Origin of the sequence: Capillimicrobium parvum (assembly GCF_021172045.1) — a bacterium.
Taxonomy (GTDB): Bacteria; Actinomycetota; Thermoleophilia; order Solirubrobacterales; family Solirubrobacteraceae; genus Capillimicrobium; species Capillimicrobium parvum.
In genome coordinates this window covers 5,093,175-5,118,091 of record NZ_CP087164.1, presented here as the reverse complement: position 1 = coordinate 5,118,091, position 24,917 = coordinate 5,093,175, and the positions used below count along the sequence as shown (strand labels likewise).

At 71.7% G+C, this 24,917-nt stretch carries 21 protein-coding genes and 1 tRNA gene; 11 read left to right on the top strand and 11 right to left on the bottom strand.

Features of this window, described 5'->3' with window-relative positions; all coding sequences use genetic code 11:
• Window positions 1-12 precede the first annotated feature (12 nt).
• Window positions 13-2,907, bottom strand: a complete 2,895-nt coding sequence (locus DSM104329_RS24930) for a vitamin B12-dependent ribonucleotide reductase (RefSeq protein ID WP_259312565.1) — start codon at window positions 2,905-2,907, stop codon at window positions 13-15.
• 180 nt (window positions 2,908-3,087) lie between these two features.
• Here DSM104329_RS24930 and DSM104329_RS24925 point away from each other — a divergent pair, with 180 nt between their 5' ends.
• Both DSM104329_RS24925 and DSM104329_RS24920 read left to right on the top strand, forming a co-directional pair.
• Window positions 3,088-3,924 (top strand): LLM class F420-dependent oxidoreductase, encoded by an 837-nt coding sequence (locus DSM104329_RS24925; protein WP_259312564.1) that lies wholly within the window; start codon window positions 3,088-3,090, stop codon window positions 3,922-3,924.
• The gene (locus DSM104329_RS24920) at window positions 3,921-4,355 is read left to right on the top strand and encodes a TIGR03668 family PPOX class F420-dependent oxidoreductase (RefSeq protein WP_259312563.1); all 435 of its coding nucleotides are present in this window, start codon (window positions 3,921-3,923) and stop codon (window positions 4,353-4,355) included. The genes DSM104329_RS24925 and DSM104329_RS24920 overlap by 4 nt, the downstream gene beginning before the upstream one ends.
• A 10-nt stretch (window positions 4,356-4,365) precedes the next feature.
• Here the strand turns inward: DSM104329_RS24920 and DSM104329_RS24915 are convergent, their stop codons facing one another.
• Entirely contained in the window at window positions 4,366-4,836 is a 471-nt protein-coding gene (locus tag DSM104329_RS24915) for a hypothetical protein (protein WP_259312562.1), read from the bottom strand.
• Window positions 4,837-4,996: 160 nt separating this feature from the next.
• On the opposite strand from DSM104329_RS24915, the gene DSM104329_RS24910 reads away from it, so the two are divergent.
• A complete protein-coding gene (locus DSM104329_RS24910) occupies window positions 4,997-5,392 on the top strand; it encodes a (R)-mandelonitrile lyase (RefSeq protein ID WP_259312561.1) in 396 nt (131 codons plus the stop codon).
• On the opposite strand, the gene DSM104329_RS24905 is transcribed toward DSM104329_RS24910, so the two are convergent.
• Both DSM104329_RS24905 and tmk read right to left on the bottom strand, forming a co-directional pair.
• Entirely contained in the window at window positions 5,389-6,258 is an 870-nt protein-coding gene (locus tag DSM104329_RS24905) for an alpha/beta fold hydrolase (protein ID WP_259312560.1), read from the bottom strand. The genes DSM104329_RS24910 and DSM104329_RS24905 overlap by 4 nt on opposite strands.
• A gap of 11 nt (window positions 6,259-6,269) precedes the next feature.
• Window positions 6,270-6,869 (bottom strand): dTMP kinase, encoded by a 600-nt coding sequence (gene tmk / locus DSM104329_RS24900; protein WP_259312559.1) that lies wholly within the window; start codon window positions 6,867-6,869, stop codon window positions 6,270-6,272.
• An 86-nt stretch (window positions 6,870-6,955) separates the two neighbouring features.
• On the opposite strand from tmk, the gene DSM104329_RS24895 reads away from it, so the two are divergent.
• The 3 genes from DSM104329_RS24895 to DSM104329_RS24885 are packed head-to-tail and all read left to right on the top strand — an operon-like array spanning window position 6,956 to window position 10,010.
• The gene (locus tag DSM104329_RS24895) at window positions 6,956-7,462 is read left to right on the top strand and encodes a VIT1/CCC1 transporter family protein (RefSeq protein ID WP_259312558.1); all 507 of its coding nucleotides are present in this window, start codon (window positions 6,956-6,958) and stop codon (window positions 7,460-7,462) included.
• 33 nt (window positions 7,463-7,495) lie between these two features.
• Window positions 7,496-8,602, top strand: coding sequence for a hypothetical protein (locus DSM104329_RS24890; RefSeq protein ID WP_259312557.1), 1,107 nt, complete (start codon window positions 7,496-7,498; stop codon window positions 8,600-8,602).
• Window positions 8,603-8,657: 55 nt separating this feature from the next.
• Complete coding sequence (locus DSM104329_RS24885) at window positions 8,658-10,010, top strand: FAD-binding oxidoreductase (protein WP_259312556.1); 1,353 nt, start codon at window positions 8,658-8,660, stop codon at window positions 10,008-10,010.
• 23 nt (window positions 10,011-10,033) lie between these two features.
• Here the strand turns inward: DSM104329_RS24885 and DSM104329_RS24880 are convergent, their stop codons facing one another.
• Window positions 10,034-10,849 carry an undecaprenyl-diphosphate phosphatase gene (locus DSM104329_RS24880; RefSeq protein WP_259312555.1) on the bottom strand — a complete coding sequence of 272 codons (816 nt, stop codon included), beginning with the start codon at window positions 10,847-10,849 and terminating at the stop codon, window positions 10,034-10,036.
• A 28-nt stretch (window positions 10,850-10,877) separates the two neighbouring features.
• The gene (locus tag DSM104329_RS24875) at window positions 10,878-11,750 is read right to left on the bottom strand and encodes a PHP domain-containing protein (RefSeq protein ID WP_259312554.1); all 873 of its coding nucleotides are present in this window, start codon (window positions 11,748-11,750) and stop codon (window positions 10,878-10,880) included.
• Here DSM104329_RS24875 and DSM104329_RS24870 point away from each other — a divergent pair.
• Entirely contained in the window at window positions 11,744-12,166 is a 423-nt protein-coding gene (locus tag DSM104329_RS24870) for a PRC-barrel domain-containing protein (protein ID WP_326924463.1), read from the top strand. The two genes, DSM104329_RS24875 and DSM104329_RS24870, sit on opposite strands and share 7 nt — an antisense overlap.
• A gap of 16 nt (window positions 12,167-12,182) precedes the next feature.
• On the opposite strand, the gene DSM104329_RS24865 is transcribed toward DSM104329_RS24870, so the two are convergent.
• The 3 genes from DSM104329_RS24865 to DSM104329_RS24855 are packed head-to-tail and all read right to left on the bottom strand — an operon-like array spanning window position 12,183 to window position 14,555.
• Window positions 12,183-13,727, bottom strand: a complete 1,545-nt coding sequence (locus tag DSM104329_RS24865; protein WP_259312552.1) for a Na+/H+ antiporter — start codon at window positions 13,725-13,727, stop codon at window positions 12,183-12,185.
• A gap of 54 nt (window positions 13,728-13,781) precedes the next feature.
• Complete coding sequence (locus DSM104329_RS24860; protein WP_259312551.1) at window positions 13,782-14,219, bottom strand: DUF488 domain-containing protein; 438 nt, start codon at window positions 14,217-14,219, stop codon at window positions 13,782-13,784.
• Window positions 14,220-14,225: 6 nt separating this feature from the next.
• Window positions 14,226-14,555 carry a DUF1330 domain-containing protein gene (locus tag DSM104329_RS24855; RefSeq protein ID WP_259312550.1) on the bottom strand — a complete coding sequence of 110 codons (330 nt, stop codon included), beginning with the start codon at window positions 14,553-14,555 and terminating at the stop codon, window positions 14,226-14,228.
• 308 nt (window positions 14,556-14,863) lie between these two features.
• On the opposite strand from DSM104329_RS24855, the gene DSM104329_RS24850 reads away from it, so the two are divergent.
• Window positions 14,864-18,871, top strand: a complete 4,008-nt coding sequence (locus tag DSM104329_RS24850) for a M36 family metallopeptidase (protein WP_259312549.1) — start codon at window positions 14,864-14,866, stop codon at window positions 18,869-18,871.
• A 21-nt stretch (window positions 18,872-18,892) separates the two neighbouring features.
• Here the strand turns inward: DSM104329_RS24850 and DSM104329_RS24845 are convergent, their stop codons facing one another.
• The gene (locus DSM104329_RS24845) at window positions 18,893-19,393 is read right to left on the bottom strand and encodes a cupin domain-containing protein (protein ID WP_259312548.1); all 501 of its coding nucleotides are present in this window, start codon (window positions 19,391-19,393) and stop codon (window positions 18,893-18,895) included.
• Between the two features lie 120 nt (window positions 19,394-19,513).
• Here DSM104329_RS24845 and DSM104329_RS24840 point away from each other — a divergent pair, with 120 nt between their 5' ends.
• The 3 genes from DSM104329_RS24840 (at window position 19,514) to DSM104329_RS24830 (ending at window position 21,041) form a co-directional block, all read left to right on the top strand.
• Entirely contained in the window at window positions 19,514-20,401 is an 888-nt protein-coding gene (locus DSM104329_RS24840; RefSeq protein ID WP_259312547.1) for a LysR family transcriptional regulator, read from the top strand.
• 51 nt (window positions 20,402-20,452) lie between these two features.
• Window positions 20,453-20,525: transfer RNA gene (locus DSM104329_RS24835), tRNA-Thr, on the top strand.
• Between the two features lie 351 nt (window positions 20,526-20,876).
• Window positions 20,877-21,041 carry a hypothetical protein gene (locus DSM104329_RS24830; RefSeq protein WP_259312546.1) on the top strand — a complete coding sequence of 55 codons (165 nt, stop codon included), beginning with the start codon at window positions 20,877-20,879 and terminating at the stop codon, window positions 21,039-21,041.
• Window positions 21,042-21,213: 172 nt separating this feature from the next.
• Here the strand turns inward: DSM104329_RS24830 and DSM104329_RS24825 are convergent, their stop codons facing one another.
• Window positions 21,214-24,888 (bottom strand): ATP-dependent DNA helicase, encoded by a 3,675-nt coding sequence (locus DSM104329_RS24825; protein ID WP_259312545.1) that lies wholly within the window; start codon window positions 24,886-24,888, stop codon window positions 21,214-21,216.
• Window positions 24,889-24,917 lie beyond the last annotated feature (29 nt).

Below are 24,917 nucleotides of genomic sequence, written 5' to 3'. Positions count from 1 at the left end.
CCGGTGCGTGCCTCAGCCGCAGCCGGTGTTGTTGCCGCAGCTCGAGCACGTGTAGCACGAGCCCGTGCGCTGCATCATGCCGCCGCACTGGCTGCATGCCGGTCCGAGGTCCAGGCCCATCAGGCGGGCGGGGACGACGGGCGGGGTGTCGGTCATCGCGGCGGCCGCCGGCTGGCCGGCCGCGGTGCCGGCCGGGTTGGCGGGGGTTGCGGTGGCGCTCGCGGAGGGGGAGCCGTCGTCGCTGCCGTGCGGGCCGGCGGTGTCGGACTCCATGCTCAGCGCGGCGTCCTGGGCGGACTTGCGCGCCCGGACGGCCGGGGTGAGGATGCCGAGGTCCTCCTGGATGTCGGTGTCGCAGAACCGCGAGGCCAGCCAGCGCATGATGTAGTCGGGCATCGACTTCGCGAACGGGATCTCCGGGTTCTGCGTGATCCCCTCCGGCTCGAAGCGCATGTAGGCGAACTTCTCGACGAGCGTCTCGAGCGGCACGCCGTACTGGAGCGCGATCGAAATCGCCGTGGCGAAGGAGTTCATCATCCCTCGCAGGGTCGATCCCTCCTTGCCGATGTCGGTCAGGAAGATCTCGCCGACCGTCCCGTCCTCGTACATGCCGGCCGTGATGTAGCCCTCGTGGCCGCCGAGCGAGAACTTGTGCGTGATCGACTTGCGCTCGCGCGGCATCTTGCGCCGGGCGGGCCCCATCTCGGCGCGAACCTTGCTCACCGCGTTGGCGACCGCCTCGTCGAGCTGCTCCTGCGAGTAGCCCTCGATCACCGTGACCGGCTCGTCCTTGCCCATCTGCGCATCGGTGCGCAGCGCCTGCGCGGTCTTCGAGCCGTCGCGGTAGATGGCCAGCGCCTTGACGCCGAGCCGCCACGCCTGGATGTAGGCGTCGGCGATGTCGTCCGACGTCACCTCGTGGGGCATGTTCACCGTCTTGGAGATCGCGCCCGAGATGAACGGCTGGACCGCGCCCATCATCTTGATGTGGCCCATGTGCGAGATCGCGCGCTCGCCGACCGCCACGTCGAACACCGGCAGGTGCGCCGGGTCGAGGCCCGGGGCGCCGACGATCGTGCCGTGTTCGTTGATGTAGGCCTCGATCTGCTCGATGGCCTCCTCGCCGTAGCCGAGCGTGCGCAGCGCCATCGGGATCGTGCGGTTGACGATCGTCATCTGGCCGCCGCCGACGAGCTCCTTGTACTTCACGAGCGAGAAGTCGGGCTCGACGCCGGTCGTGTCGCAGTCCATGAGGAACGAGATCGTCCCGGTCGGCGCGAGCACCGTCGCCTGTGCGTTGCGGTAGCCGTGCGCGTCGCCCGCGGCGACCGCCTCGTCCCACGACCGCCGCGCGGCCGCGAGCAGGTCGCCGTCGCCGCAGTAGCGGTCCGGGATCGCGTACGACGCGTCGCGGTGCATCCGCATGACGCCGTTGTGCGGCTCGCGGTTCTCCTCGTAGCGCTCGTACGGCCCGATCGCCGCGGCGATCCGCGCCGACCCGAGGTACGCCCGGCCCGTCATCAGCGCGGTGACGGCGGCGGCCGTCCCGCGACCCTCGTCGGAGTCGTAGGGCATGCCGTTGCTCATCAGGTACGCGCCCAGGTTGGCATAGCCCATGCCGAGCTGGCGGAAGGCCCGGGCGTTGGCGCCGATCTCCTCGGTCGGGTAGCTCGACGGCCCGACGACGATCTCCTGCGCCAGGAACATGATGTCGACGGCGTGCTCGAAGCGGCCGACGTCGAACGAGCCGTCCGGCCGGCGGAACTTCATGAGGTTCAGCGACGCGAGGTTGCAGGCCGAGTCGTCCACGTGCATATATTCGGAGCAGGGATTACTCGCATTAATTCGACCGCTCTGAGGACATGTGTGCCACTGGTTGATCGTCGTGTCGTACTGGACGCCCGGGTCGGCGCAGCGCCACGCGGCCTCGGCGATCTTCGACATGACCTCGCGCGCGGGCATGGTCTGGACGATCTCACCGGTCTGGCGGGCGACGGTGCTCCAGTCGCCGCCGGCCTCGACCGCACGCATGAACTCCTCGGTGACCCGCACCGAGTTGTTCGCGTTCTGGTACTGGATCGAGGTGAAGCCGTCGCCGTCGATCGACATGTCGAAGCCCGCGCGCGCGAGCGCCTCGGCCTTGTCCTCCTCGCGCGCCTTGCACTCGATGAAGTCGACGATGTCCGGGTGGTCGACGTCGAGGACGACCATCTTCGCCGCGCGGCGCGTCTTGCCGCCGGACTTGATCGTGCCGGCCCACGCATCGGCGCCGCGCATGAAGGACACGGGGCCCGAGGCGGTGCCGCCCTTGCTCAGCGGCTCCTTCGACCCGCGGATCTTCGACAGGTTGATGCCGGACCCCGAGCCGCCGCGGAAGATCTTGCCCTCCTTGGTGTTCCACTCGAGGATCGACTCCATCGTGTCGTCCACGGAAAGGATGAAGCACGCTGAGCACTGAGGGTTCTCCTCGAACCCGACGTTGAACCAGACGGGGCTGTTGAACGCCGCCATCTGGTGCAGCAGGATGTAGGTCAGCTCGGCCTCGAAGGCGTCGCCGTCCTCCGCGGTGGCGAAGTAGCCGCGCGAACGGCCCCAGTCGGCGATCGTCCCCGCGACGCGGGAGATCATCTGCTTGACCGAGCGCTCGCGGGTCGGCGAGTCGAGCTGGCCGCGGAAGTACTTCTGGGAGACGATGTTCGTGGAGTTCTGCGACCACGACGCCGGGAACTCGACGTCGCGCTGCTCGAAGGCGACCTTGTCGCCGTGGCCGATGCGCGCGTCGCGCAGCTCCCATTCGACCGTGTCGAACGGGTGGGCGCCGGAGGTCGTGAACAGCCGCCGGACGCGCAGCGCCTCACCCGCCTGGAAGTCGGTGGCGAGTGGGGTGTGTGCGCTGGTGTCCGTCATGATGCTGGTCCTCCCGGAAAACGATGCGGATGCAGGTAAATCTCGTCGTCTGCCTCGACGGGGCGCGGTGCTCGGTGGCGGTGCGCGGGCTGTCTAGGGTGCACCTGGGCTCGGACGGAACAGCGCACCGGCGGCGGGCCCACTGCGAAGACCCCGCATCCACCTGTCATTTTAGCTTCCATGGACTTCGGCATCGGCTTCTTCCCGACCCACACCGCGCTCGACCCGGGCGCCGTCGCCAAGCTCGTCGAGGAGCGCGGCCACGAGTCGCTGTTCTTCGCCGAGCACACCCACATCCCGGCCAGCCGGGAGACGCCGTGGCCCGCCGGCAAACCGCTCCCGCGCAAGTACTGGCACTGCTATGACCTCTTCGTCGCGCTCACCGCCGCCGCCGCCGCGACGAGCCGCCTGCGGATCGGCAGCGGCATCTGCCTCGTCACCGAGCGCGACCCGATCGTGACGGCCAAGGAGGTCGCCAGCCTCGACCGGCTGTCGGGCGGGCGCTTCGAGTTCGGCGTCGGCGCCGGCTGGAACCGCGAGGAGCTGCGCAACCACGGCACAGACCCGCGAACGCGCATGGCGCTCATGCGCGAGCGGGTCGAGGCGATGAAGGCGATCTGGACCCAGGACGAGGCCAGCTACCACGGCACGTTCGTCGAGTTCGAGCGCATCTGGTCGTGGCCCAAGCCGGTCCAGAGGCCGCACCCGCCGATCCTCGTGGGCGGCGAGGGCCCGACCGTCCTGGACCGCGTGCTCGCCTACGGCGACGTCTGGTTTCCGAACTTCAGCGATCCCGGCGACCTGATCCGCCGCGCCGAGGAGCTGCGCGCGCGGGCCGACCGGCCGATCGAGGTCCAGGTCATCAGCGTGCCGGCCAAGGCCGAGGTGCTCGAGCGCTTCCGCGAGGCCGGGATCACGCGGGTCGTGCGCTGGCTGCCGTCGGCGTCGCGCGGCCCGGTCGAGCAGGCGCTCGAGCGCTGGGAGGCCGCGGTCGCCGAGTGCAACGGGGAAGCGTGACCGCCGACGAGGCATGCCGAATGTTCGCCGGCGCCCGCGTGGCACGGCTGGCCACGGTCGGGCCCAACGGCGCGCCTCACCTCGTGCCGATGGTGTTCGCGCTCGACCGTGAGGCGTCGCGCGACGGCGGCGGGACGGTCTACTCCGCGGTCGACGCCAAGCCGAAGCGCACGACGAAGCTGCGGCGCCTGGACAACGTCCGGGCCAACCCCCGGGTGGCGCTGCTCGCCGACCACTACGAGCACGACTGGACCGCGCTGTGGTGGGTGCGCGCCGACGGCCACGGCCGCGTGATCGAACCGGACGAGCCCGAGGCGCAGCACGCGGTGGCCCTGCTCGCCGCGCGCTACGAGCAGTACGCCGCCACGCCGCCCACCGGACCCGTCCTGGCCATCGACGTCGAGCGCTGGACCGGCTGGCGCGCGCGCTGAACCGGCGCGGTCAGCGGCGGAAGCGCAGCCAGTCGCGGAACTCGGCCCAGCCCGCGCTCGTGCGGTAGCCCGCCTCGCCGATCGAGTGGCGCGCGGAGGGCAGCCACCGGGGCTCCCACGCCGTCAGCCGGGCGAGCGCCCACAGCAGCACGACGAGGACCGCGAGCGCGCCGAGGACGATCAGCCCGACGAGCCAGGCCGGCGGCCCGTCGCCCGAGCCCGAGCCCGGGTCCGACGCGGGCGCCGCGGCGGTCGTGCTCGTCGTCGCCTGGCCGGTGGACGTCGAGCCGGTCGTCGTGGGCGGCGCCGCCGAGCTCGTCGTCGGCACGCTGGGCAGCGCCGGATCGACGGGCAGCGTCGGGGTCGGCGGGACCGTCGTCGGCGGGGCAGGCGTCGTCTGGCCCCACGCGGGGACCGCGGCCCCCAGCGCCAGAGCGCCGGCGGCCGCCGCGAGCATGACGGCGCGGAGGAGGCGTCGCATGAAGCGCCAGAGCGTAGCCGCGGACGGACGGCCGGCGGCCCGCCGCGGCGCCGGCGCCGGCGCGCGCCGGGCACGGCGTCGAGCGGCTCGAGCAGACATTTAGGCCGTTCACGGCCCCTCCGGCCTCGTCATCGACCCCCGCCCGTAGGAGGATCGCCCCATGGAGATCACCCGCTCACGCCAGGCCACCGTCCGCGGCCCCGCCGACTGGTTCACCGGCGACGTCTGGATCGACCCGATCGCCGCCAACGTGCCGCCCTCGCGCATGCAGGCGCTCAGCGTCCACTTCACCCCGGCCGCGCGCACCGCCTGGCACACGCACCCGCTCGGGCAGGTCATCCACGTGATCGAGGGGGTGGGCCGGGCGCAGCGGCGCGGCGGCCCGGTCGAGGAGATCCGGGCCGGCGACACCGTCCGCTTCGAGCCCGGCGAGGAGCACTGGCACGGCGCGGCGCCGGAGAACTTCATGACCCACCTCGCGATGCAGGAGGCCGACGGCGAGGGCTACGCCGCGCACTGGCTCGAGCACGTCACCGACGACGACTACTCCGGCTAGCGCAGGTGCGCGACGACCCGCGCCTGCGCCCGCGCCGCCTCCGGGTGGGCGAACAGGCACAGGTGCGTGCCGCGCGCCATGATGAGCCGCTGCGCTCCCGGGATGGTCGCCGCCGCGTGGTCGCTGTACTCGGGCACCACGTCGGTGTCCGCGTCGCCGTTGACGACGAGCGTCGGCGCGCTGATGCGCTCGAGCTCCAGCGTCTCGATCTCCGCGAACCGCGCGAAGTCGTTGTCCATCCCCGCGCGGCGGTGCTCGTAGTCGCCGACCACGTGGACCATCGTCAGCACGACGTCGCGCTGCGCCTCGTCGTCGACGACCTCCTCGACGAGCGCCTTGAGCTCCTGCCTGGTCAGGTCGCCCTCGGCCTTCAGCGTCTGGGCGATCGCCGACTTCGGCGCATGGTCGGCGAGGAAGCGCAGGGCCCAGGTGCCCGGCCGCGTCCTCAGCAGCTCCGACTCGAGGTCCTCGTCGGCGACGTGGTAGTCGTGGCTGACGGCGGCGAACGGGACGAGCGCGCTCACCCGCTCGGGGTGGCGCACGGCGAGCCGGTAGCCGCTGGGGCCGCCGCCCGACCAGGTCACGATGCCGGCGCGATCGTGGCCGAGCGCGTCGAGCAGCGCCGCGAGCAGGTCGGCCTGGGCGTCGATCGACTCGCGCCCGTCGAGCGGCGTCGTGAGGTAGCCGGGCCGCGAGGGCGCGATGAGCTCGAAGCCCGCGTCGACGAGGAAGCGCCCCATCGCGAGCGACGAGTCCGAGCCGCCCGGCGTCCCGTGGACGAGCAGGACGGGCGGGCCGCTGCCCCGGCGGCCCACTTCGATCGGGCCTTCGGCGGTGTCGACGAGCTCGGGCGGAGGGGAGTCCATGGCGGGCGAACCTATGGCGTGCGGCCCAGCGCGCGCAACGCGTCCGCCAGGATCCGGTCGGGCGGCGCGGCGGCGTCGAGCACGACGAAGCGCTCGCGATCGCCGGCGGCCAGCTCGTCGTAGGCGGCGGCGATCGCGGCGAAGAACGCGTCGGCCTCACGCTCGAGGCGGTCCGGCGCCTCCCCGCGCCCGGCGGCGCGTGCCCGGCCCACTGCTGGGTCGACGCGCAGCAGCAGCGTCCGGTCGGGCCGCAGGCCGCCCGTGGCGAACTCGTTGATCGCCCGCACCGCGTCGACGCCCAGGCCTCGTCCGGCCCCCTGGTAGGCGAGCGACGAGTCGACGAAGCGGTCGAGCAGCACGGTGCCGCCGCGCTCGATCGCCGGGCGCACCGCCTCCTCGACGAGCTGGGCGCGCGCGGCCGCGTAGATCAGGGCCTCGGCACGCGGGCCGACGGTCAGCGCCGGGTCCTTGACGACCTCGCGCAGGCGCTCCGACAACGCGACGCCGCCCGGCTCGCGCAGCAGCACGGCGCCGGGGATCTCGCGGGCGAGCGCTGCGGCGAGCGTCGACTTCCCGGCACCGTCGATGCCCTCGATGGTGATGAGCGCCATGGCGGCCGGAGCCTACGTCTTCGGGCGCCCTTATTAGGGACTCCTTATTGCAAATCGCTTGCAATAGCGTGCTAGATTGCTCGCCCATGACGACCCTCGCCCTCTCCATTGCGCACTGGCGGCGCTCGGACGAGCGCCAGCGCCTGCTGCAGGTGGTGCAGCCCGGCCTGATCGGCCTCATCGACGGGACGATCTCCACCCTTGCGCCGATCTTCGCCGCGGCGTACGTCTCGGGCTCGCGCGCGGCGCTGCTCGTCGGGCTCGCGGCCGCCCTGGGCGCCGCGATCAGCATGGGCCTGTCCGAGGCGCTGTCCGACGACGGCGAGATCACGGGTCGCGGCGACGCCATCCAGCGCGGCGTCATCACCGGCGGCGCCACGTTCGTGGGCGGTGCGTTCCACGCCCTTCCGTTCCTGATCTCCGACGTCGGCACCGCGCTGGCGATCGCGTACGTCGTCGTGGCCATCGAACTGCTCGCCATCGCGTGGGTGCGCAAGCGCTACCTCGACGTGTCGATGCGGCTGTCGCTCGTGCAGGTGACGCTCGGCGGTGCGATCGTCGCGGCCGTCGGGTTCGCCATCGGCCACGCCTGATCGGCGGACCGCGCCATCTAGCATCCCCGGGGGATGCTGCCCGGCACCGAGGACCACCCGCACGCGCGCGCCGTGCTCACCCCCGCGCTCCCGCCGGACGGGCACGCCAGCCACGCCTACCTCTTCCACGGCCCGGCCGGCAGCGGCAAGCGCGAGGTCGCGCGCGAGCTGGCCGCAGCGCTGCTCGCCGACGGCGCCGCCGACCCGGCCGGCGCCGCGGCCAGGGTGCGCTCCGGCGCGCACCCCGACCTCACCTGGGTCGCGCCCAGCGGCGCCGCCGAGATGCTCGTCTCCGACATCGACGAGCCCGTCGTCGCGGCCGCCACGCGCACCCCGTTCGAGGCGCAGCGTCGCGTCTTCGTCATCGAGCGCGCGGACACCATGAACGACCAGGCGGCCAACCGCATGCTCAAGACGCTCGAGGAGCCGCCCGACTTCGCCCACCTCGTCCTGCTGACCGACCGGCCGGGCGAGGTGCTGCCGACCATCGCCTCGCGCTGCCAGCTCGTGCGCTTCGACGCCCGCCCGCCGGAGGCCCTCGCCGCGCGGCTCGAGCGCCACGGCGTCGCGCCCGAGACCGCCGCGGCGTGCGCCCGCCTCGCGCTCGGCGACGGCGACACCGCGCTCGCGCTGGCGCTCGGCACCGGTCCTGCGATGCGCGACGCCGCCGAGCGCTTCGTCCGCGCCGCGCTGAGCGCGGAGCCGGCCGGCAAGCCGTGGGCTGCGCTGCTCGCCCAGGCGGCCGCGGCGGGCGAGCAGGCGGCGGCGGAGGTCGAGGGACGGACCAGCGGCGAGCTCGAGTACGCGGCCCAGCGCGACCGCAAGCGCGTGGAGCGCGAGGGCGCCGAGCGCGGCAAACGGGCCCACCGGCGAGCGAAGACTGCGGCGCTGGACCTCGGGCTGCAGCTGACCGGCCTGTGGCTGCGCGACCTGGCCTGCATCGCCGACGGCGTGCCGGAGGTCGTCCACAACACCGACCGCCGCGAACAGCTCGCCGCGGACGCGGAGGGCCGGGCCGCCGCGAAGCTGCGCGCGGGCGTCGACCTCGTCGACGACACGCGCATGCGCCTGAGCCTCAACGTGACCGAGGAGCTCGCCTTCGAGGCGCTCGCGTATCGCCTCGCCGCCGCGTTGCGCTGAATCGCCCACAAATGTGGGATGGACGCGCACGCTCCCCGCCGAGAGCATGCGCGCCATGACCACGAGCCCCCTCGCCGAGACCCTGCCCACCGTCGTCACGCCTGGCGACGCCACCTATGACGAGCAGCGCCGCGGCTGGAACCTCGCCGCCGACCAGCGGCCCGCCGCGATCGTCACCGCGACCACCGCCGAGGAGGTGCGCGCCGCGGTCGCCTACGCCGCCGAGCACGAGCTCACCGTCGCCGTCCAGGGCACCGGCCACCGCGCCGTCGCCGTCCCGTCCCTCGAGCGCTCGCTGCTGCTGCGCACCGAGCTGCACGACTCCATCGAGATCGACGTCGCCGCCCGCCGCGCCCGCGTGAAGGCCGGTGCGCTGTGGGAGCACGTCGTCGAGGCCGCCGCGCCGCACGGGCTGGCGTGCCTGCACGGCTCGTCGCCGAACGTCGGCGTCGTCGGCTACCTGCTCGGCGGCGGGCTGAGCTTCTACGCGCGTCGCTACGGCGTCGCCTCCAACCACGTCACCGCCATCGAGCTGGTCACCGCCGAGGCCGAGCTGCGCCGCGTCGACGCCGAGCGCGACCCGGACCTGTTCTGGGCGCTGCGCGGCGGCGGTGGGGGCTTCGGCGTCGTCACCGCGATCGAGCTCGATCTGCAGCCCATCGAGACCGTGTACGCCGGCATCGCGTTCTACGACGTCCACGACGCCCCGGCGGTCCTGCGTGCCTGGCGCGACTGGTGCGAGACGGCGCCCGACGCGGTGACCACCTCGTTCCGCATCCTCGCCCTGCCGCCGGTCCCGGAGGTCCCCGAGCCGGTGCGCGGGCGGACGGTGGCCGCCGTCGACGGCATCGCGCTCGTCGACCAGCAGACCGGAGCCGAGCTGCTCGCGCCGCTGCGCGCGGCCGCGCCACCGATCATCGACGCGTGGACCGTGATGCCCGCGGCGGCGGCGCTGCGCGTGCACGGCGACCCGGAGCCGCCGCTGCCCTGCCTGTCGGGCACGTCCACGCTCGGCGAGCTCGACGACGCGGCGCTCGATGCGTTCCTCACGGTCACCGGCGAGGGCTCGGGCTCCCCGCTGCTCATGGCCGAGCTGCGCCAGCTCGGCGGCGCGGTCGCGCAGGCTCCGGCGGGCGCGGGCGTCACGGGCGCGATCCCCGGCGCGTTCGTGTTCTACGGCGTCGGCGTGCCGGCCACGCCCGAGCTCGCCGAGGCCATCCCGGCTCGCGCCGACACGATCGTCGAGACGCTGCGGCCCTGGTCCACCGGTCGCCAGACGCTGAACTTCGTCGACCAGGACGGCCCGGCCACCGACGTGCACGAGGCGGCCGCCTACGCCCGCCTCGTGCGGACGCGTCGGCGCTGGGATCCGCAGCGCCGCTTCCTCACCAGCCACGCCATCGTCTGAGCGGCCGCTCGAAGCGGCCGGCGTCAGCTGATGGCGCCGGCCGCCACCAGGCCCAGCACGACCACGCCGAGCACGATCCGGTAGACGATGAAGATCGTCAGGTTGTGCGTCGTCAGGTACTTCAGCAGCCAGGCGATCGCCGCGTAGCCGCTGACGAACGCCAGGATGGTGGCGATCGCCGTCGCGCCCGCCGAGGCGCCGCCCTTCTCGCCGATGTGGCGCAGCTCGAACAGCCCGCTGATCACCACGGCGGGGACCGACAGCAGGAAGGAGTAGCGCGCGGCCGCCGCACGGTCGAACCCGCGCACGAGGCCGGCGGAGATCGTCGCGCCCGACCGCGACACCCCCGGGATGAGCGCGAGCGCCTGCGCGACGCCGATGAACATGCCGTCGCGCACGTTGAGCGTCTCGATGTCGCGCTCGCGCGTGGCGGTCCGGTCCGCCCACAGCATCACGAGCGAGAACAGGATCAGGGCGGCGCCGATCAGCTTCAGCGAGCGGGCGCCCTCCTCGATCTGGCTCGACAGCGCGACGCCGATGATCGCGATCGGGATCGTGCCGAGAATGATGAACCAGCCGAGGTTCGCCTCATGGCTGCGCTTCGCGTACGGCAGGCGCAGCTCGCTCAGCCACGCGCGCGCGATCTTCCACAGATCGCGCCGGAAGTAGATGAGCACCGCGGCCATCGTCCCGAGCTGGATCACCGCGGTGAACGCCGCTCCCGGATCCTCCCAGCCGAAGAACGCCGAGACGATGCGGATGTGCCCGCTCGACGAGATCGGCAGGAACTCGGTCAGGCCCTGGACGAGGCCGAGGACGATGGCCTCGAAGGCGCTCATGGCGCGGAGAGGCTAGTGCAGCGCCCTGTCAACGGATATCGATGGGCCCGAGCCTCGGCACGCGTCCGCACAGGTCGAAGTCGCGGAACTTCGAGAAGTGGCGGTGGTCGGGGCCGTGGTAGTCGGCCGAGCCGGTGGTGAGCAGGTCGAGGTCCTCCGCGCGGTCGGCGACGAGCGCCGTCTGCTCGGCCGTGTGCGCGACGTAGAACGCTTCGATGCCGTCGAGTCCATAGCCCACGTAACGGTCGATCGTGGCGAGCACTTCCTCCGGGTCCTTGACATCCCAGAACGGATGCGCCCACACCGCCACGCCGCCGGCGGCGTGAATGACCCCGATGGCGTCCTCGACCGTCGGGATCGTCCGCCCGGCGAACGCGGGGGCGCCCTCGATGAGGTAGGCGACGAGCGTCTGGGTCATGTCGGTCAGGCCCTCGGCCTCGAGCCGCTCGCGGTTGGCCGGATGCTCGAACACCGCGGTCGCGATGTGTGGGCGCCCGATCGGCTTGCCCGACGCCTGCCGGCGCTCGAGCGGGGTCTCGTCGAGTTCGAAGCCCCGCTCGCGCAGCTTGGCGATCATCCGGTCCGCGCGCCCGTCGCGGTCGGCGCGGTATGCCGTCAGCCGCTCGAGCAGCGCCTCGTCCCGGTGGTCGATGCCGTAGCCCAGGACGTGGATGTCGGGGTGCGCGCCGTCCGGCGCGGAGATCTCGACCGCGGGCACGAGCGCGATCCCGTGCGAGCGCGCGGCGCCCACCGCCTCGTCGACGCCCTCCACGGTGTCGTGGTCGGAGAGCGCGAGCAGCTCGACGCCGGCCTCGGCGGCGAAGGCGATGACGTGCGCCGGCGGCAGCTCGCCATCGGAGAAGGTCGAATGCGACTGGAGGTCGAACGTAGGAGATGACACGCCCCGCAGCCTTACATCTTCGAGTTCAGAGGAGCGCCCGAGCGGGAATCCGCACCGTCACCATGGTTGTCTCCCAGCGTCATCGAGAATGGATCGGGCACCGCGTCGACGATCAGCACGGCGTGCGGATCGGCACCGTCGAGGAGGTGTTCATCGACCCCGAGACGACCCTCACCTGGATCCTCGTGGCCATGGGACGCTTCACGCGCCGGCACACGCTGGTCCCCGTCCGCGACGTCGTCCCGGGCGACTCACGGTTGTGGATGCCGATCGAGCGCAGCGACGTCACGAGCGCGCCGCGCGCGACCGGCCGCGACGCCTGGCAGCGCGGGTCGTTCCGCTCCCTGCTGTACCGCCACTACGGGCTGACCGGCCTGCCGCGCCGCCGCGGCGCGAGTGCCGCGACGGCGAGCTGAGGCGGCCGGGCAACCGTCAACTGAGACTTGACTCCTCAAGTTCGCTCCAACGCTCCTCCTGGAGGTCGAGCTCGCGCTCGAGGCGCCGGACCGTCGCCTGGTCGATGTGCTCCTCGGCGTGCATGCGCTCGATCGTCTGGCGTTCGGACTCGACGAGGCGGCGTTGCAGCGCGCGCACGGCGGGGAGGGTGTGCTGGTCCTCGTCGGCGCCGAGGTGGCGCAGCCGCAGCTCGTAGCGGCGGCGCACGTAGTCGACCGCCTCCTCCGGGGTCCCGTTCTCGCCCGCCGCACGGTCGAGCTCGTCGAGCGCGGCTCGCGCCGCCGCCTCGCGCGCCTGCACCTCGGCGTGGTCGTCGCTCGGCTGGGGCGCCACGAGCCGGCGGGTGAGCGCGGGCAGCGTCAGGCCCTGCCCGACGAGCGTGGCGAGGATGGTCACGAAGGTCAGGAAGATGATGAGCGGTCGTCCGGCGACATGGAGCGGGATCGACAACGCGGCGGCCATCGACACCGCCCCGCGCATGCCGCTCCAGCCGAGCAGGAACCGCTCGGCGAACGGGGTGCGCTCCGAGCGTGACGCGAGGAGGGTGAGCCGTGGGACGAACAGCATCCAACCCAACCGCGTGAGGATCACCGTCGCGGCGACGGCGGCCGCCGCCCCCACGACCGCGCCGGCGCTCCGGTCGCCGAGCTCGTCGAGCACGAGGCGCAGCTGCAGGCCGACGAGGATGAACAGCAGCGAGTTCAGCAGGAAGATGAGGACGTCCCAGAACGCCATCGCCTGCAGCCGGCTCGTCGGCTGGAACAGGCCGGTGGGCGACTGCCAGGCGAGGAAGAGCCCGACGGTCACCGCGGCCAGGACGCCCGACGCGCCGATCTCCTCCGCCGGCAGGTAGGCGAAGTAGGCGGTGAAGAGCGAGAGGGTGATCTCCACCGGCGGGTCGTCGATGTGGCGGCGCACCCGCGTGACGATCACCCCGGCGACGATGCCGACGAGGATGCCGCCGATCGCCGCGCCGAAGAACTGCCACGTCGCGTCGAGCAGGCTGAAGCCGGCGGCGGTCGTTGCGCCGATCGCCACGCGCAGGGCGACGAGCGCGGTCCCGTCGTTCGTCAGCGACTCGCCCTCGAGGATCGTCGTGAGCCGGTCGGGGAGGCCGAGGCGGCGGAACAGGCTCGTCGCCGCCACGGGGTCGGTCGGCCCGACGACGGCGCCGAGGACGAACGCCTCCGCCCAGGACAGGTTCGTCACCTCGTGGGCGACCACGGCGACCGCGACCATCGTGAGCAGCACGAGCCCGACGGCCAGCAGGCCGATCGAGCGCCACTCGCGGCGCAGCTCGCGCGGCGAGGTCATGAACGCCGCGTGCATCAGCAGCGGCGGCAGGAAGATGACGAAGACGAGGTCCGGGTCGAGCTCCACCCGCGGCAACCCGGGGATGGCGGCCAGGAGGAGGCCGCCGAGCACCAGCAGCACGGGATACGGCACGTTCAGGCGCCCAGCGAGGCGGGCGAGGAACGCGACCGCGACGAGGAGGGCGACGAGGAACTCGGCTCGGGGCACCCATGCGGTCTACCCGGTGAGCGAGCGGCTGAGGCGGAGCGCCGGCGGGACCGCTCAGAGGTCGATGACGGCGAGATCCGCGCGGCGCTGCTGCAGCGCGCGGGTGATCACGCGGCGGTGACAGCCTTCCGGCTCGGCCTCGAGGCACAGCAGCGCGGTGGGCGCTGCGTCGTCGAGCTCGGCGGCCAGCGCGTCGAGCGCGTGCGGCGCGTTGGCCTCGACGTGCGCGTGGTAGGCGGCCGCGGCCTCCGCGAGCCGGCCCTGGTGAAAGAGCGGGCGGATGTCGGCCGGCGTGCCGAGCTCGCGCCGGTGCTCATACGCGATCCGGTGATCGGCGAGCCGCTCGCCGAGGCGCGTCTTCGACATCCCGGCGCGGCGGGACTGCGGCCGGAAGCGCACGTCGATCACGCGCTTCACGCCCGCGGCCTCCAGCTCGGCGACGAGCTCCTGGGGCAGCAGCTTCTCGTAGCCGATGGTGAAGATCGCCGGCACCGGCGATCAGCGCTTGAGCAGCGGGCGCAGGTCCTCGAGCTTGTCGTACGCCCACCACAGGTAGTTGTCCGTGCCGTTCTCGCGCAGCGGGTGCAGGTCCTCGTGGCCAGGGTCGGCGAGGAAGCCGTCGAAGGCGGCGCGGTCCGGCCACTCGACGAGGATCATCACCTGCCGCGGCGCGGTGTCGCCGGGCGTCGGCGTCGCGTCGGTGTCGAGCGCGCCCATCGCGGCGACCGTGCCGCCGTACTTGCGCACCGCGTCGAGCGACCGGCGCGAGTAGGCGCGGTAGTCGTCGTTGTCGGCGAGGTCGAAGAGGTTGAGCGCGTAGAGCGGCATGGATCGACGGTACCCACCGCGGTCTCCTGACGCCAATGGAGAGGATCGCGGACCGCCTCGCCAGCCGCTCCATCAGCGCGCTGACCGCCGTGGTGGGCTCACCGGTGGCGGGCGGGACGAGCGGGCTGCTGAGCGAACCTCGGAAGCCAGGGTCCGAAGACGAGAGGCGGCCGCAAGCGCGGCCGGCCCTCTCGCGTTTGTTGCATTGCCGCCCGCGTGGGCGGTAGCGTCGCTCCGAGCCCGTCGGGTCAGCCCGGGAGGCGATCTACGGACACGAGCGTCCGGGCTCGGCAGGCAGGGAGGACCACATGAAGCGGGTTGGGTTGTTGATCGGGCTGGCTGTGATGTTGGCGCTGCCGTCCGGAGCATTCGCCGTGACCGCGCCCGCGGGCGGCGGGCCGCTGCCGGACGTCGACTCGCGCGACGCGTCGGTGCCGGGTGCCGTCAAGGAGGCCCGTGCCTCGCTGGCCGACTCGCTCGGCGAGCAGGCGGTCGTCTCGAGCGATCCGCAGACCGGCGGCGCGCGCTTCGTCGGGCGCACGGACGGGTTCCTGACGGACCCGAGCGGCGCCGACCCGGCGCGCATCGGGCTCGACTACGTCGCCGGGCATCCCGGGGTGTTCGGGCTCGACGCCGGCGACCTCGACTCGCTGAAGCTCACCAGCCAGTACACGTCCGACGATGGCGTGACGCACACGGCGTACGTCCAGACGTCCGGCGGCATCCCGGCCTACGACAACGACCTCTACACGAACGTCGCCAAGGACGGACAGCTCATCAACGTCTCCGGCGCCGCGGTCGGCGACCTGAAGGCGGACACGACGACGCCCTCGGTCAGCGCGGGCGAGGCGCTGGGCGTCGCGGGGCGCGACGTGGGCGGCGCCGCGTCGCTGTCGCCGAGCTCGAGCGGTCCGTCGGGCCCGGACCGGGCGACCGAGTTCTCCAGCGGCGACCGCGCGAGCCTCGTGCTGTTCAACAGCGGCAAGGCGACGCAACTGGCCTGGAAGGTGCTCGTCACCGACAAGAGCTCGTACATGTACGAGGTCGTCGTGGATGCGGCGAGCGGCGAGGTGCTGGCGCGCCACTCGCTGACGGACTTCGTCTCCAACGCGAGCGTCTTCGACAACCATCCGGGCGCCGCGGCGGGCGGGACGGCGCACACCGTCGATCTGAACGCGGACGCGACGTGGCTGAACCGGTCCAGCGGCTTCACGATCCTGCAGGGCAACAACACCCACGCCTACTCGGACTTCGGTGCGGACAACACGCCGACGGCCGCCGATGAGGTGGGGCCGAGCAGCGGCACCGACTGGGTCTATCCGCTGACGAAGTTCAACGTGGCCGGGCAGGCCTGCCCGCTGCTGGGCGGCATCCCGGCGTGCACGTGGGACTCCAACTCGTTGTCGACGCGCACGACCAACCGCGCGCAGGCGACGACGCAGCTCTTCTACTACGTCAACACCTTCCACGACCACCTGAAGGCGGCGCCTATCGGCTTCACGCATGCGGCCCGCAACTTCGAGTTCACGGACGCCGATGGCGGCGGCCCGGGGCTCGGCGGCGACCCGGTCAACGCCGAGTCCGACGACGCCGCGGGCTTCAACAACGCGAACTTCGGCACGCCGCCGGATGGCAGCCCGCCGCGGATGCAGATGTTCCTGTTCACCGATCCGTCGCTGAACGGCAGCGACTCCGCCGAGATCGTCTACCACGAGTACACGCACGGCCTGTCGAACCGGACGGTCGGCACGGGGGCGGGCATCAGCGCGAACCAGCCGAGCGCGATGGGCGAGGGCTGGAGCGACTGGTACGCGCTGGACTTCCTCGTCGCGCAGGGGCTGGTCAGCGACACGAACGCCAACGGCGAGCTGAAGATCGGCGAGTACGTCGTCGACGGCGGCATCCGGCGCGAGCCGCTGGACTGCCCGGTCGGCTCGACCGGCCCGGCGTGTCCGGGGACCGCGGGCTCGGGGCCGGGCGGCTACACGCTCGGCGACATGGGTCACGTCGGCCCCGGCTTCGAGGTCCACGACGACGGCGAGATCTGGGCGCAGACGCTGTGGGACCTGCGCAAGGCGCTCGGCTCGTCCGTCGCCGAGGGGCTCGTGACGAGCGGGATGCGCCTGTCGCCGAACAACCCGTCGTTCCTGGATGCCCGCAACGGGATCATCCAGGCCGACCAGGCGACCGGCGGGACGCACTACCAGCAGATCTGGCAGGTGTTCGCCAACCGCGGCATGGGCTTCAGCGCGGCGACCGCGAGCGCGAACGCGACGACCGCGACCGAGGCGTTCGACGTGCCGGCGCTGCTCAAGCACGAGTCGATGACGCTGACCGATCCGGCCCCGGGCGGGGACGGGGACGGGGCGGCCGAGCCGGGCGAGACCGTGCGGATCGTCGAGACCGTGCGCAACGTCAACCCGTTCGCCGTGAGCAACGCGGCGGGCGTGCTGAGCACGAGCTCGTCAGGCGTGACGGTGCCGCAGAACTCGTCGACGTGGCCGACGGTGGGCGCGAACGGCGGGACGCAGGCGTCGGCGTCGGCGTTCCAGGTGACGATCCCGGCGTCGTTCACGTGCGGGAACTCGGTCGCGCTGAACGTCGCCGTGACGACCTCGCAGGGCAATGTGACGATCCCGCTGTCGGTCCCCACCGGCGTGGCGGGGTCGCCGCAGACGGTGACGGTGAACCCGGGGGTCGCGATCCCCGACAACAATGCGGCCGGGGTCAACTCGACTCTCTCGTTCCCGAACGTCGGGCCGGTCTCCGACGTCAATGCCAAGGTCAACGTCACGCACACGTTCGACGGCGACCTGAAGATGACGCTGAAGAACCCCGGCGGGACGGTCGTCACGCTCGTCAACGGCCGCGGAAGCAGCGGGGACAACTTCACGAACACCGTGTTCGATGACGAGGCGGCGACGGCGATCAGTGCCGGCACGGCCCCGTTCACCGGGTCGTTCCGGCCGGAGGCGCCGCTGTCGGCCTTCGACGGTGCCGCGAGCGCGGGGACGTGGACGCTGAACGTCGCCGATCTCGCGTCGCTGGACACGGGCACGCTGACCTCGTGGGCGCTGACGATGCCGGGCGCGCGGACGTGCTCGACGCCGCCGCCGCCCGGGGGCGCCGCGCCCACGGTCGTGACCGGCGCGGCGGGATCGATCTCGTCGAACGGCGCGACGCTGAACGGCACGGTCGACCCGAACCAGCTCGACACGACGTGGCGCTTCCAGTACGGCAAGACGACGAGCTACGGCTCGAACACGCCGGCGCTCAGCGCGGGCACCGGGGACTCGCCGGTCGCCAAGTCGGCGGCGGTCACCGGGCTGCAGCCGAGCACCGTCTACCACTACCGGATCATCGGCCAGAACAGCAAGGGCACGTCGGTGGGCGTCGACAAGACGTTCACGACGAAGGCGGCGCTGCCCACCGTCGTGACGAACCCGGCGTCGTCGATCACGTTCAACGGCGCGAAGCTCAACGGTACGGTCAACCCGAACGGGCTGGCGACCACGTATCGGTTCCAGTACGGGCTGACGACGAGCTACGGGACCAGCACCCCGTCGCTGAGCGCCGGCTCCGGGACCGCGGCCGTGGCGGAGAACGCGGTCCTGAGCGGTCTGCAGGCCAACAAGACGTACCACTTCCGGATCATCGCGATCAGCTCGGCGGGGACCTCCGTGGGCGCTGACCGGACGTTCACGACGAAGCTGGCTCCGCCGACGGTGCTCACCCACCCGGCCTCGGCTCTGCTCTCGCGCGGCGCGACGCTGAACGGGAGCGTGAACCCGAACGGGCTGGCGACGACGTGGCGGTTCCAGTACGGGCTGACGACGAGCTACGGGACCAGCACGGCATCGCTGAGCGCGGGGTCGGGCACGGCCGCCGTTGCGGAGTCGGCGGCGATCACCGGGCTGCAGCCGAGCACCGTGTACCACTACCGGATCATCGGGATCTCGTCGGCCGGGACGTCGGTCGGGGCGGACCGGACGTTCACGACCGGGCCGCCGGCACCGATCGTGACGACAGACCCGGCTTCGGCGATCACGGCGACAGGGGCGACGTTGAAGGGGACGGTGAACGCGAACGGGCTCGCGACGCAGTACCGGTTCCAGTACGGGACGACGACCTCCTACGGGCTGAAGACGACGCTGACCGACGGCGGGTCGGGCACGACGGGTGTCGCGCGGTCCGCCGCCGTGACCGGATTGGCCCCGAACACGACGTACCACTTCCGGGTGATCGCGACGAACTCCGTCGGGACCTCGGTGGGGGCCGACCGGTCGTTCACGACGCCGGCGTCGCTGCGCCGGTAGGCCCCCGGGATGTCGCTGCCTTCAGCCCTGCCGCGCGAGCAGGGCGGGCAGCGGCGGGCCGGTGAACTCGACGCCGTGCCGGGCGAAGACGGCCATGAGGTGCTCGGCCTCCTCGGGGCTCGGCGGTCCGGCTGAGGGCGTGGCGTCGCTCGCCGGCGTGGCCGTGTCGTGGAACGCCTGCTCCATGGTGCCCGGGGTCAAGAGGATGAGCGCGCGGGCCGTGGGGCTGTCGCGGACGGCGAAGCCGTGCTGGATCCCGCGAGGGAGGACGATCGACTCGCCGGCCGTCACGTCGATGCGCTCCATGCCGCGCTGGAACGTCATCCGGCCTTCCAGGACGTAGATCATCTCGTCCTCGCGGGCGTGGATGTGCAACGGGGGCTCGCCGCCGGCGGGGATGGTCACCTCGGCGACGCTGAGGCGGCCGCCGGTGTCGTCGGACGTGGCGTGCCACGTGAAGTGGCTGCCGGCGTGGATCTCGGTACGGCGGTCGGGTGCGGTCGTGGCGGTCGTGGTTGTCATGGCAGTGGTCCTCTCGCCTTGTTGGGTTGGACGGTGCGGACCGGTCCGTGAGCGGGAAGGTAGGCGCGCCGCATGCCGAAGGGAAATAGGGATGTCCGTCGCGATTTAGAATGGATCGCGATGGATGTCGAGCTCCGCCACCTGCGGTCCTTCGTCGCGGTTGCCGAGGAGCTGAACTTCACGCGGGCCGCTTCGCGCCTGCATCTCGCCCAGCCGGCTCTGTCGGCTCACGTCCGTCAGCTCGAGGAGCGGATCGGGGTGCGACTGCTCGAGCGCACGACGCGCCGGGTCGCGCTGACGCCGGCGGGTGCCGCGCTGCTCGACGCCGCGCCGGCTGTGTTGGCCTCCGCGGACGCCGCCGTCGCCGCCGCGCGCGCGGCCGCGGCCGGCGAGACCGGCGAGCTGGTCGTCGGCCTGATGGCGACGTCGGCGCTGGACGCAACACCGCGCGTCCTGCGCGCGTTCGCCGAGCGGCGCCCCGGGGTGACGGTCTCGGTCCGGAGCATCGCCTTCGACGACCCCACTGGCGGCGTCCGCTCCGGCGAGTCCGACCTCGCGATCGTCTGGCTGCCCTTCGTCGAGGACGGCCTGGTCGTCGAGCCGCTGTTCGAGGACGGCCGCGTCCTGGTCCTCGCCGAGACCCACCCGCTGGCTCCGCTCCCGGAGGCCGACCTCGACGTCCACGCGGTCGCCCGCTGCCCGTTCGTCGAGGTCCGGGGCGGCGACCCGGTGTCCAACGCCTTCTGGAACCTGACGGAGTTCCGCAACGGCGAGCCCATGGGCGTCGGAGCCTGGATCACCGGCTTCGAGGACATGTTCGCCGCCGTCCGTGCCGGCCAGGCGATCGCCGCGATCCCCGAGTCCGTCGCCACGACCTTGCCCTTCAGCGACGTCGTGGTCCGCCGGGTCCCCGGCCTCCCACCGGCGACCGTCGCCCTCGTCCACCGAGCCGACGACGACCGCCCCACCATCGCCGCCTTCGCCGAGGCCGTCCGCTCGGTCGTCTGATCGCCGGGGCGCCTACAATGGCCGAGACCGGCGCCACGGCGCTGGTCGGGTGCCGACATAGCTCAGCTGGTAGAGCACTTCACTCGTAATGAAGGGGTCCCCGGTTCGAGTCCGGGTGTCGGCTTGGAAGAAGTCCCTGGAAATGGGGCGGTTGAGGCGCAAGGCCGGGCGACCGTATCGGGCATCGGCCAACATTTTCGCCAACAGACGTGTTGGCCGGTACCTGCCGGGCTCGTCGCGGAGGCGTGCGATCGCCCCTGCTGGCGTCGCCAACGGACCGAGCGCCGCGCTGGGCCATCGGCCGAGGCGCCAGGTACGCTCGCCGTGCGCTGGCCGCGAACTCAAGGCAACGTTCCGGGCGTATCGCGAGGGCGACGAGCTGGCGCTCCGGACGAGCCGCGCAGGAGATCCTCGAGGAGGACGCTGCGAGGAACCACGTCGCGGTGGCGCACGATCTGCGCGCTGCTCGCCGGTGGTGGCGGGCGCGGGCGTCGCCCGCGATGTCGTGCTTCCCGAGCCGCCGCGCGACCGCGACGGCGAACGGCCACTCGCGCAGGTCCACCATTCCGAGCGGGCGTTCGACGATCTGGTCCCGACCGGGGCTCTCAACGAGCGCCTGCAGACCCTGGTCGAGGAGTAGGCGCTCGCCAGCGCGATCGGACTGCCGCTGGTGGTGCTGTGCATTGACGCCGTCGTAGTCGAGCTACCTCGGCAACGGGACACGGCACCGGTCTCGGAGACCTAGGCTCGGCCGCGCCGCGTTCGTGGAAGTCGCTTCTCAGCGGCTTCTTGAATGAAGCCGTACGCCGGCATCAGAGCTCACGGGCGATGCGTTCGGCGACCTCCGTGATGGCCGGCTGGTCAAGGCCGCCAGAGGCATCGTCCTGCGTCGTGAAGAGGTTCTTGCCGAGCTCGAACCCATTGTCGGCGTACCACTGGAGCTTCCACTCCCAGGACTGCTGATAGCTGCGCTTCGACAGCATCCCGAGGTGCTCCCAGACGAGCGGGTCCCCCGCGGCATCGATGAAGGTGAAGTCCGGTCGCAACCGGCCCGGACGCGCAGTGCCCTCCAGCACCCGCTCGTACTCGCACTGACCCCACAACCCGAGGCGTTGAAGCTCGATGGCGATCGCGAGCTCAGACTTGCTGCGGACCATCCGGCCGTCCGCCAGACGGTGGATCAGGTGCTCGGCATACGGCGTCTGTTCGGCGTCCTCGCGGACGACGCCGCGGAACAGGTTCGTGTTGCGCCGAGCTGTCTCGGACCGCTCGGGCTGCGTCCATTCGAACAGCGTGCTGGCATCGTCTCCCTCGACGAGCAGCACCAGCTTCTCCTTGGCGCGTGTCAGCCCCGTGTAGAGCAGCTCGCGCGACAGCAGGCGCGTCTGCGGCAGCACGAAGAACACGATTCCGAAGTCGCTGCCCTGCGCCTTGTGCACCGTCAGCGCGTAGGCCAGCTCAAGCGGGCCGCCGTCCTCGCCGAACGAGCCCCCGCGGTAGCCGAACCGCAATGGCGCCCGACCCGCGAAGGCGACGTCGAACCAGCCGTTCTTGATGCGGGCGAGCGTCCCGATCTCGCCGTTGGCAAGGTAGACCTCCTGCTCGCCGGTCTGCGCGCTCCAGCCCTTGCGCTTCTGGTTGCGCAGCTGGATGACCTTGTCCTTGCGGCCGATCTGCTCGTCCCCGAGGGTGTGCGTGTGGTTGCTGCGCGGACGGAAGCGCCGTTGGAACCAGCGATTGAGGTCGTGCACCCCGTGTGCGTGCATCCGCACGGGTGACAGAACCTGGAAGTGCTCCACACCGTCGTGGTCCTCGAACGGCACCCAGCCCTCCTGTGTGAGGCCGAGCGCCTTGTCGAAGGCCGCGATGTCGTTGCCGGACGTGAGTCCGAGATGGGTCTGGAGCTGCTCGACGATCCGCAGACGTAGCTCCTCCGGAGTGCGCCACGTCGCGATCTCAAGGTCGTTGAAGGTTTCGCCGAGATCGAGGTCGCTGAGTACGCGGTCAGCGTCCTTGGGCTGTGGCTCGTTCGTGTACCAGGCTGCCAGCCGTAGCGCGTCGGACGGTCCGCCGAGCGCGGTGCGGACCTCCACCGTCAGGCGAGCCAGGGCTTCGGCGCCTGCCCGTTCGGAATCGTTGGCCGGCTCGTCAAGGACGCCGATGAGGTCGGCGAACGGCCGCCCCACGCCGATGGGTGGAAGCTGATTCGGATCGCCCACCAAAATGAGGCGCTCGACGTGCCCGAGGTCCAGAGCCTCCATGACGGCGAAGAGGTCGTCCATCGTGAGCATCGAGCACTCGTCGATGACCACCGTCTTCTCCTTGCGGTGCTTCGCGTCCCCCTGGAACAGGGCGCGCTGCCGGGCGCCGTCGTAGCGGCCGAGCTGGTAGAGGAATTGCGCGATCGTTCTTGCTTCCCGACCGGTGCTTCGCTGCAGGCGGACCCGCGCCTTGCCCGTCGGGGCGAGCAGCAGCACGCCGTCCTGTGCGATCGCCAGGCAGCGAACGAGCGCCCCGAGCACGGATGTCTTGCCCGTCCCGGCCCGGCCCACCAGAACGCCCAGTCTCCGAGTCGTGATGCGTTCGAGCGCCGCCTGTTGCTCCTCCAACGCCTCTGCGTGGCGCGGCTCGTCGGGATCGACCACGGCGCCCGACGCGGTGATCGCCTCGATGAGCAAGTCGCGCCATTGAGCACCAGATGAGACGACAGGCTTGGCAGCGCGCTTCAGCAGGCGGTTTGCCAGACGCTGCTCCGTGTCGGCATAGATCTCAAGCTGGAGAGATGGCACGGCCGTTGTCGCGGAGCCGGCACTTGCAGGCATCTCCACCTCAAGCTGCCGCACCGTGCCCGTCAGGAAGTCCTCGTTGCCAGCGAACCAGTCGAGCGGGACGACGCATGCGCGCGCGAGGTCCAAGCGGTCGATCCGCGTCAGGACCTCGACGGCGCTCAGCAGGCTGTCGCCCTCGTCCGCCGCACGACGAAGCGTGGCAACGACCGCCGCTCTGACCCGGCGGCGGTCACCCGACGAGCCCACGTGCGAGGGCTCAGGCACAGGGCACTTCGCCGCGACCGTGTCATCGGGGAGCAGGCCGCGATCGACGACCCCGAGCGAAACGGCTGGCACCGTTACGTCACCGAGGTCACATTCGGCGATCCGATAGGGGTTGGCGAGGATCTCTTGGTCGGTAAGGGCCACGCCGCCGGTCGCGGCAGACCGCCGCTTCGCATCAAACCAGCGCCGCGCCTGGTCGGGTGCGAGCGCGAAGCGCGACAGCAACTCCAGCAGCGTCCGCCGTTGCGGGGTGAGCTTCGCCCAGGTGCCGCGCACGGCTTCGAGATCAGCCGCGTAGGCCTTGTTCGGCGGATCGGCCCGCCCCTCCAGCAAGTCCGCGACCTCCGGCCAGGGATCGCTGTCCGATGCAATCGCTCCGGAGCTGATCAGCTCCAGGGCGAGAGCGGTGCCCAAGCGCAGGCCGAGCGCTTCGAGTGCCGAGCCGAGCCCAGGAAAGGCGCCGCGTTCGACCCACGTCTGCGCGATCTGCGCGTTGACCCATTCCTCGCGAGCGTCCCATGGTCCCTCGGCGATGCCGTGCTGACGGATCTTGCGAACGGCGTCGAGGCAGCGCACCAGCGTGGAGAGCGCGACGTCGGCGCTGGCGTGCTCGGAGAAGTACGAGAACGTCCGGATGTGCGCCGGTTCAGGCGTGACCGCGATCTCGCGCAGCAGCATCCGACGACGCTCATCCTCGTCGGCATCGCCCGTGGGCTCCAGGTACGCGTGGTAGGGCAGCAGGAAGCCGTCGGTCCCGTCAGGCCTGATCGAGTGATGGATGAGACGTTCCCAGACCGGAGGCAAGGCCGTGCTGCCGACACTTTCGTACTCGAACGGCGAAGCGACCTTGGTGACCCGCCCGACGCCGACGACCAGCCGATTGATCGAGTCCGAGATCGGCTGACCCTCCTTCGTGTACAGGAAGACCAGCGAGCGGTCTGCCTCGACCTGCTCGAAGAACATGTCGAGGAGCGCCTGCTGGCGACGCCGCCCGAACACCCAGGCCGATGGGAACGGTGGTTCCTGGTCTTCAGGCAGCCGCTGCGGGGTGCCTTCCGCGATCTCGTCTTGCGCACGCCGGTGCATCCACGCGAAGGGGATGGCGAAAGTCGAGTACCCGGGGACCGTGACGGGCGTTGGCCGCAGATGCCCGTGGGTGGCCGCAGCCTTCTCGATCTCTCGATACGGGTGGTCGATGATTCGGGTCCATGCCCCTGGGCTCATGAACGCGCCGGACTCGGCGCGGCACGGCGGGAGGTCCGCCGCCGGCAGATCCGCGAACGAAGTACTCGCGACGCCTTCCTCGTACTCGTCGTCACGGGAGAGGTGAATACGGTCGAGCGCGAGGCAGAACGCATTCTCCTTCGGCCGCGTACATACGTGGCCGTCCCACGCCCGGTCATGCCACGCAACTCGAAGCGTTAGATGTCGCATGAACTCCTCACTTCTCGCACAGTGGCCGA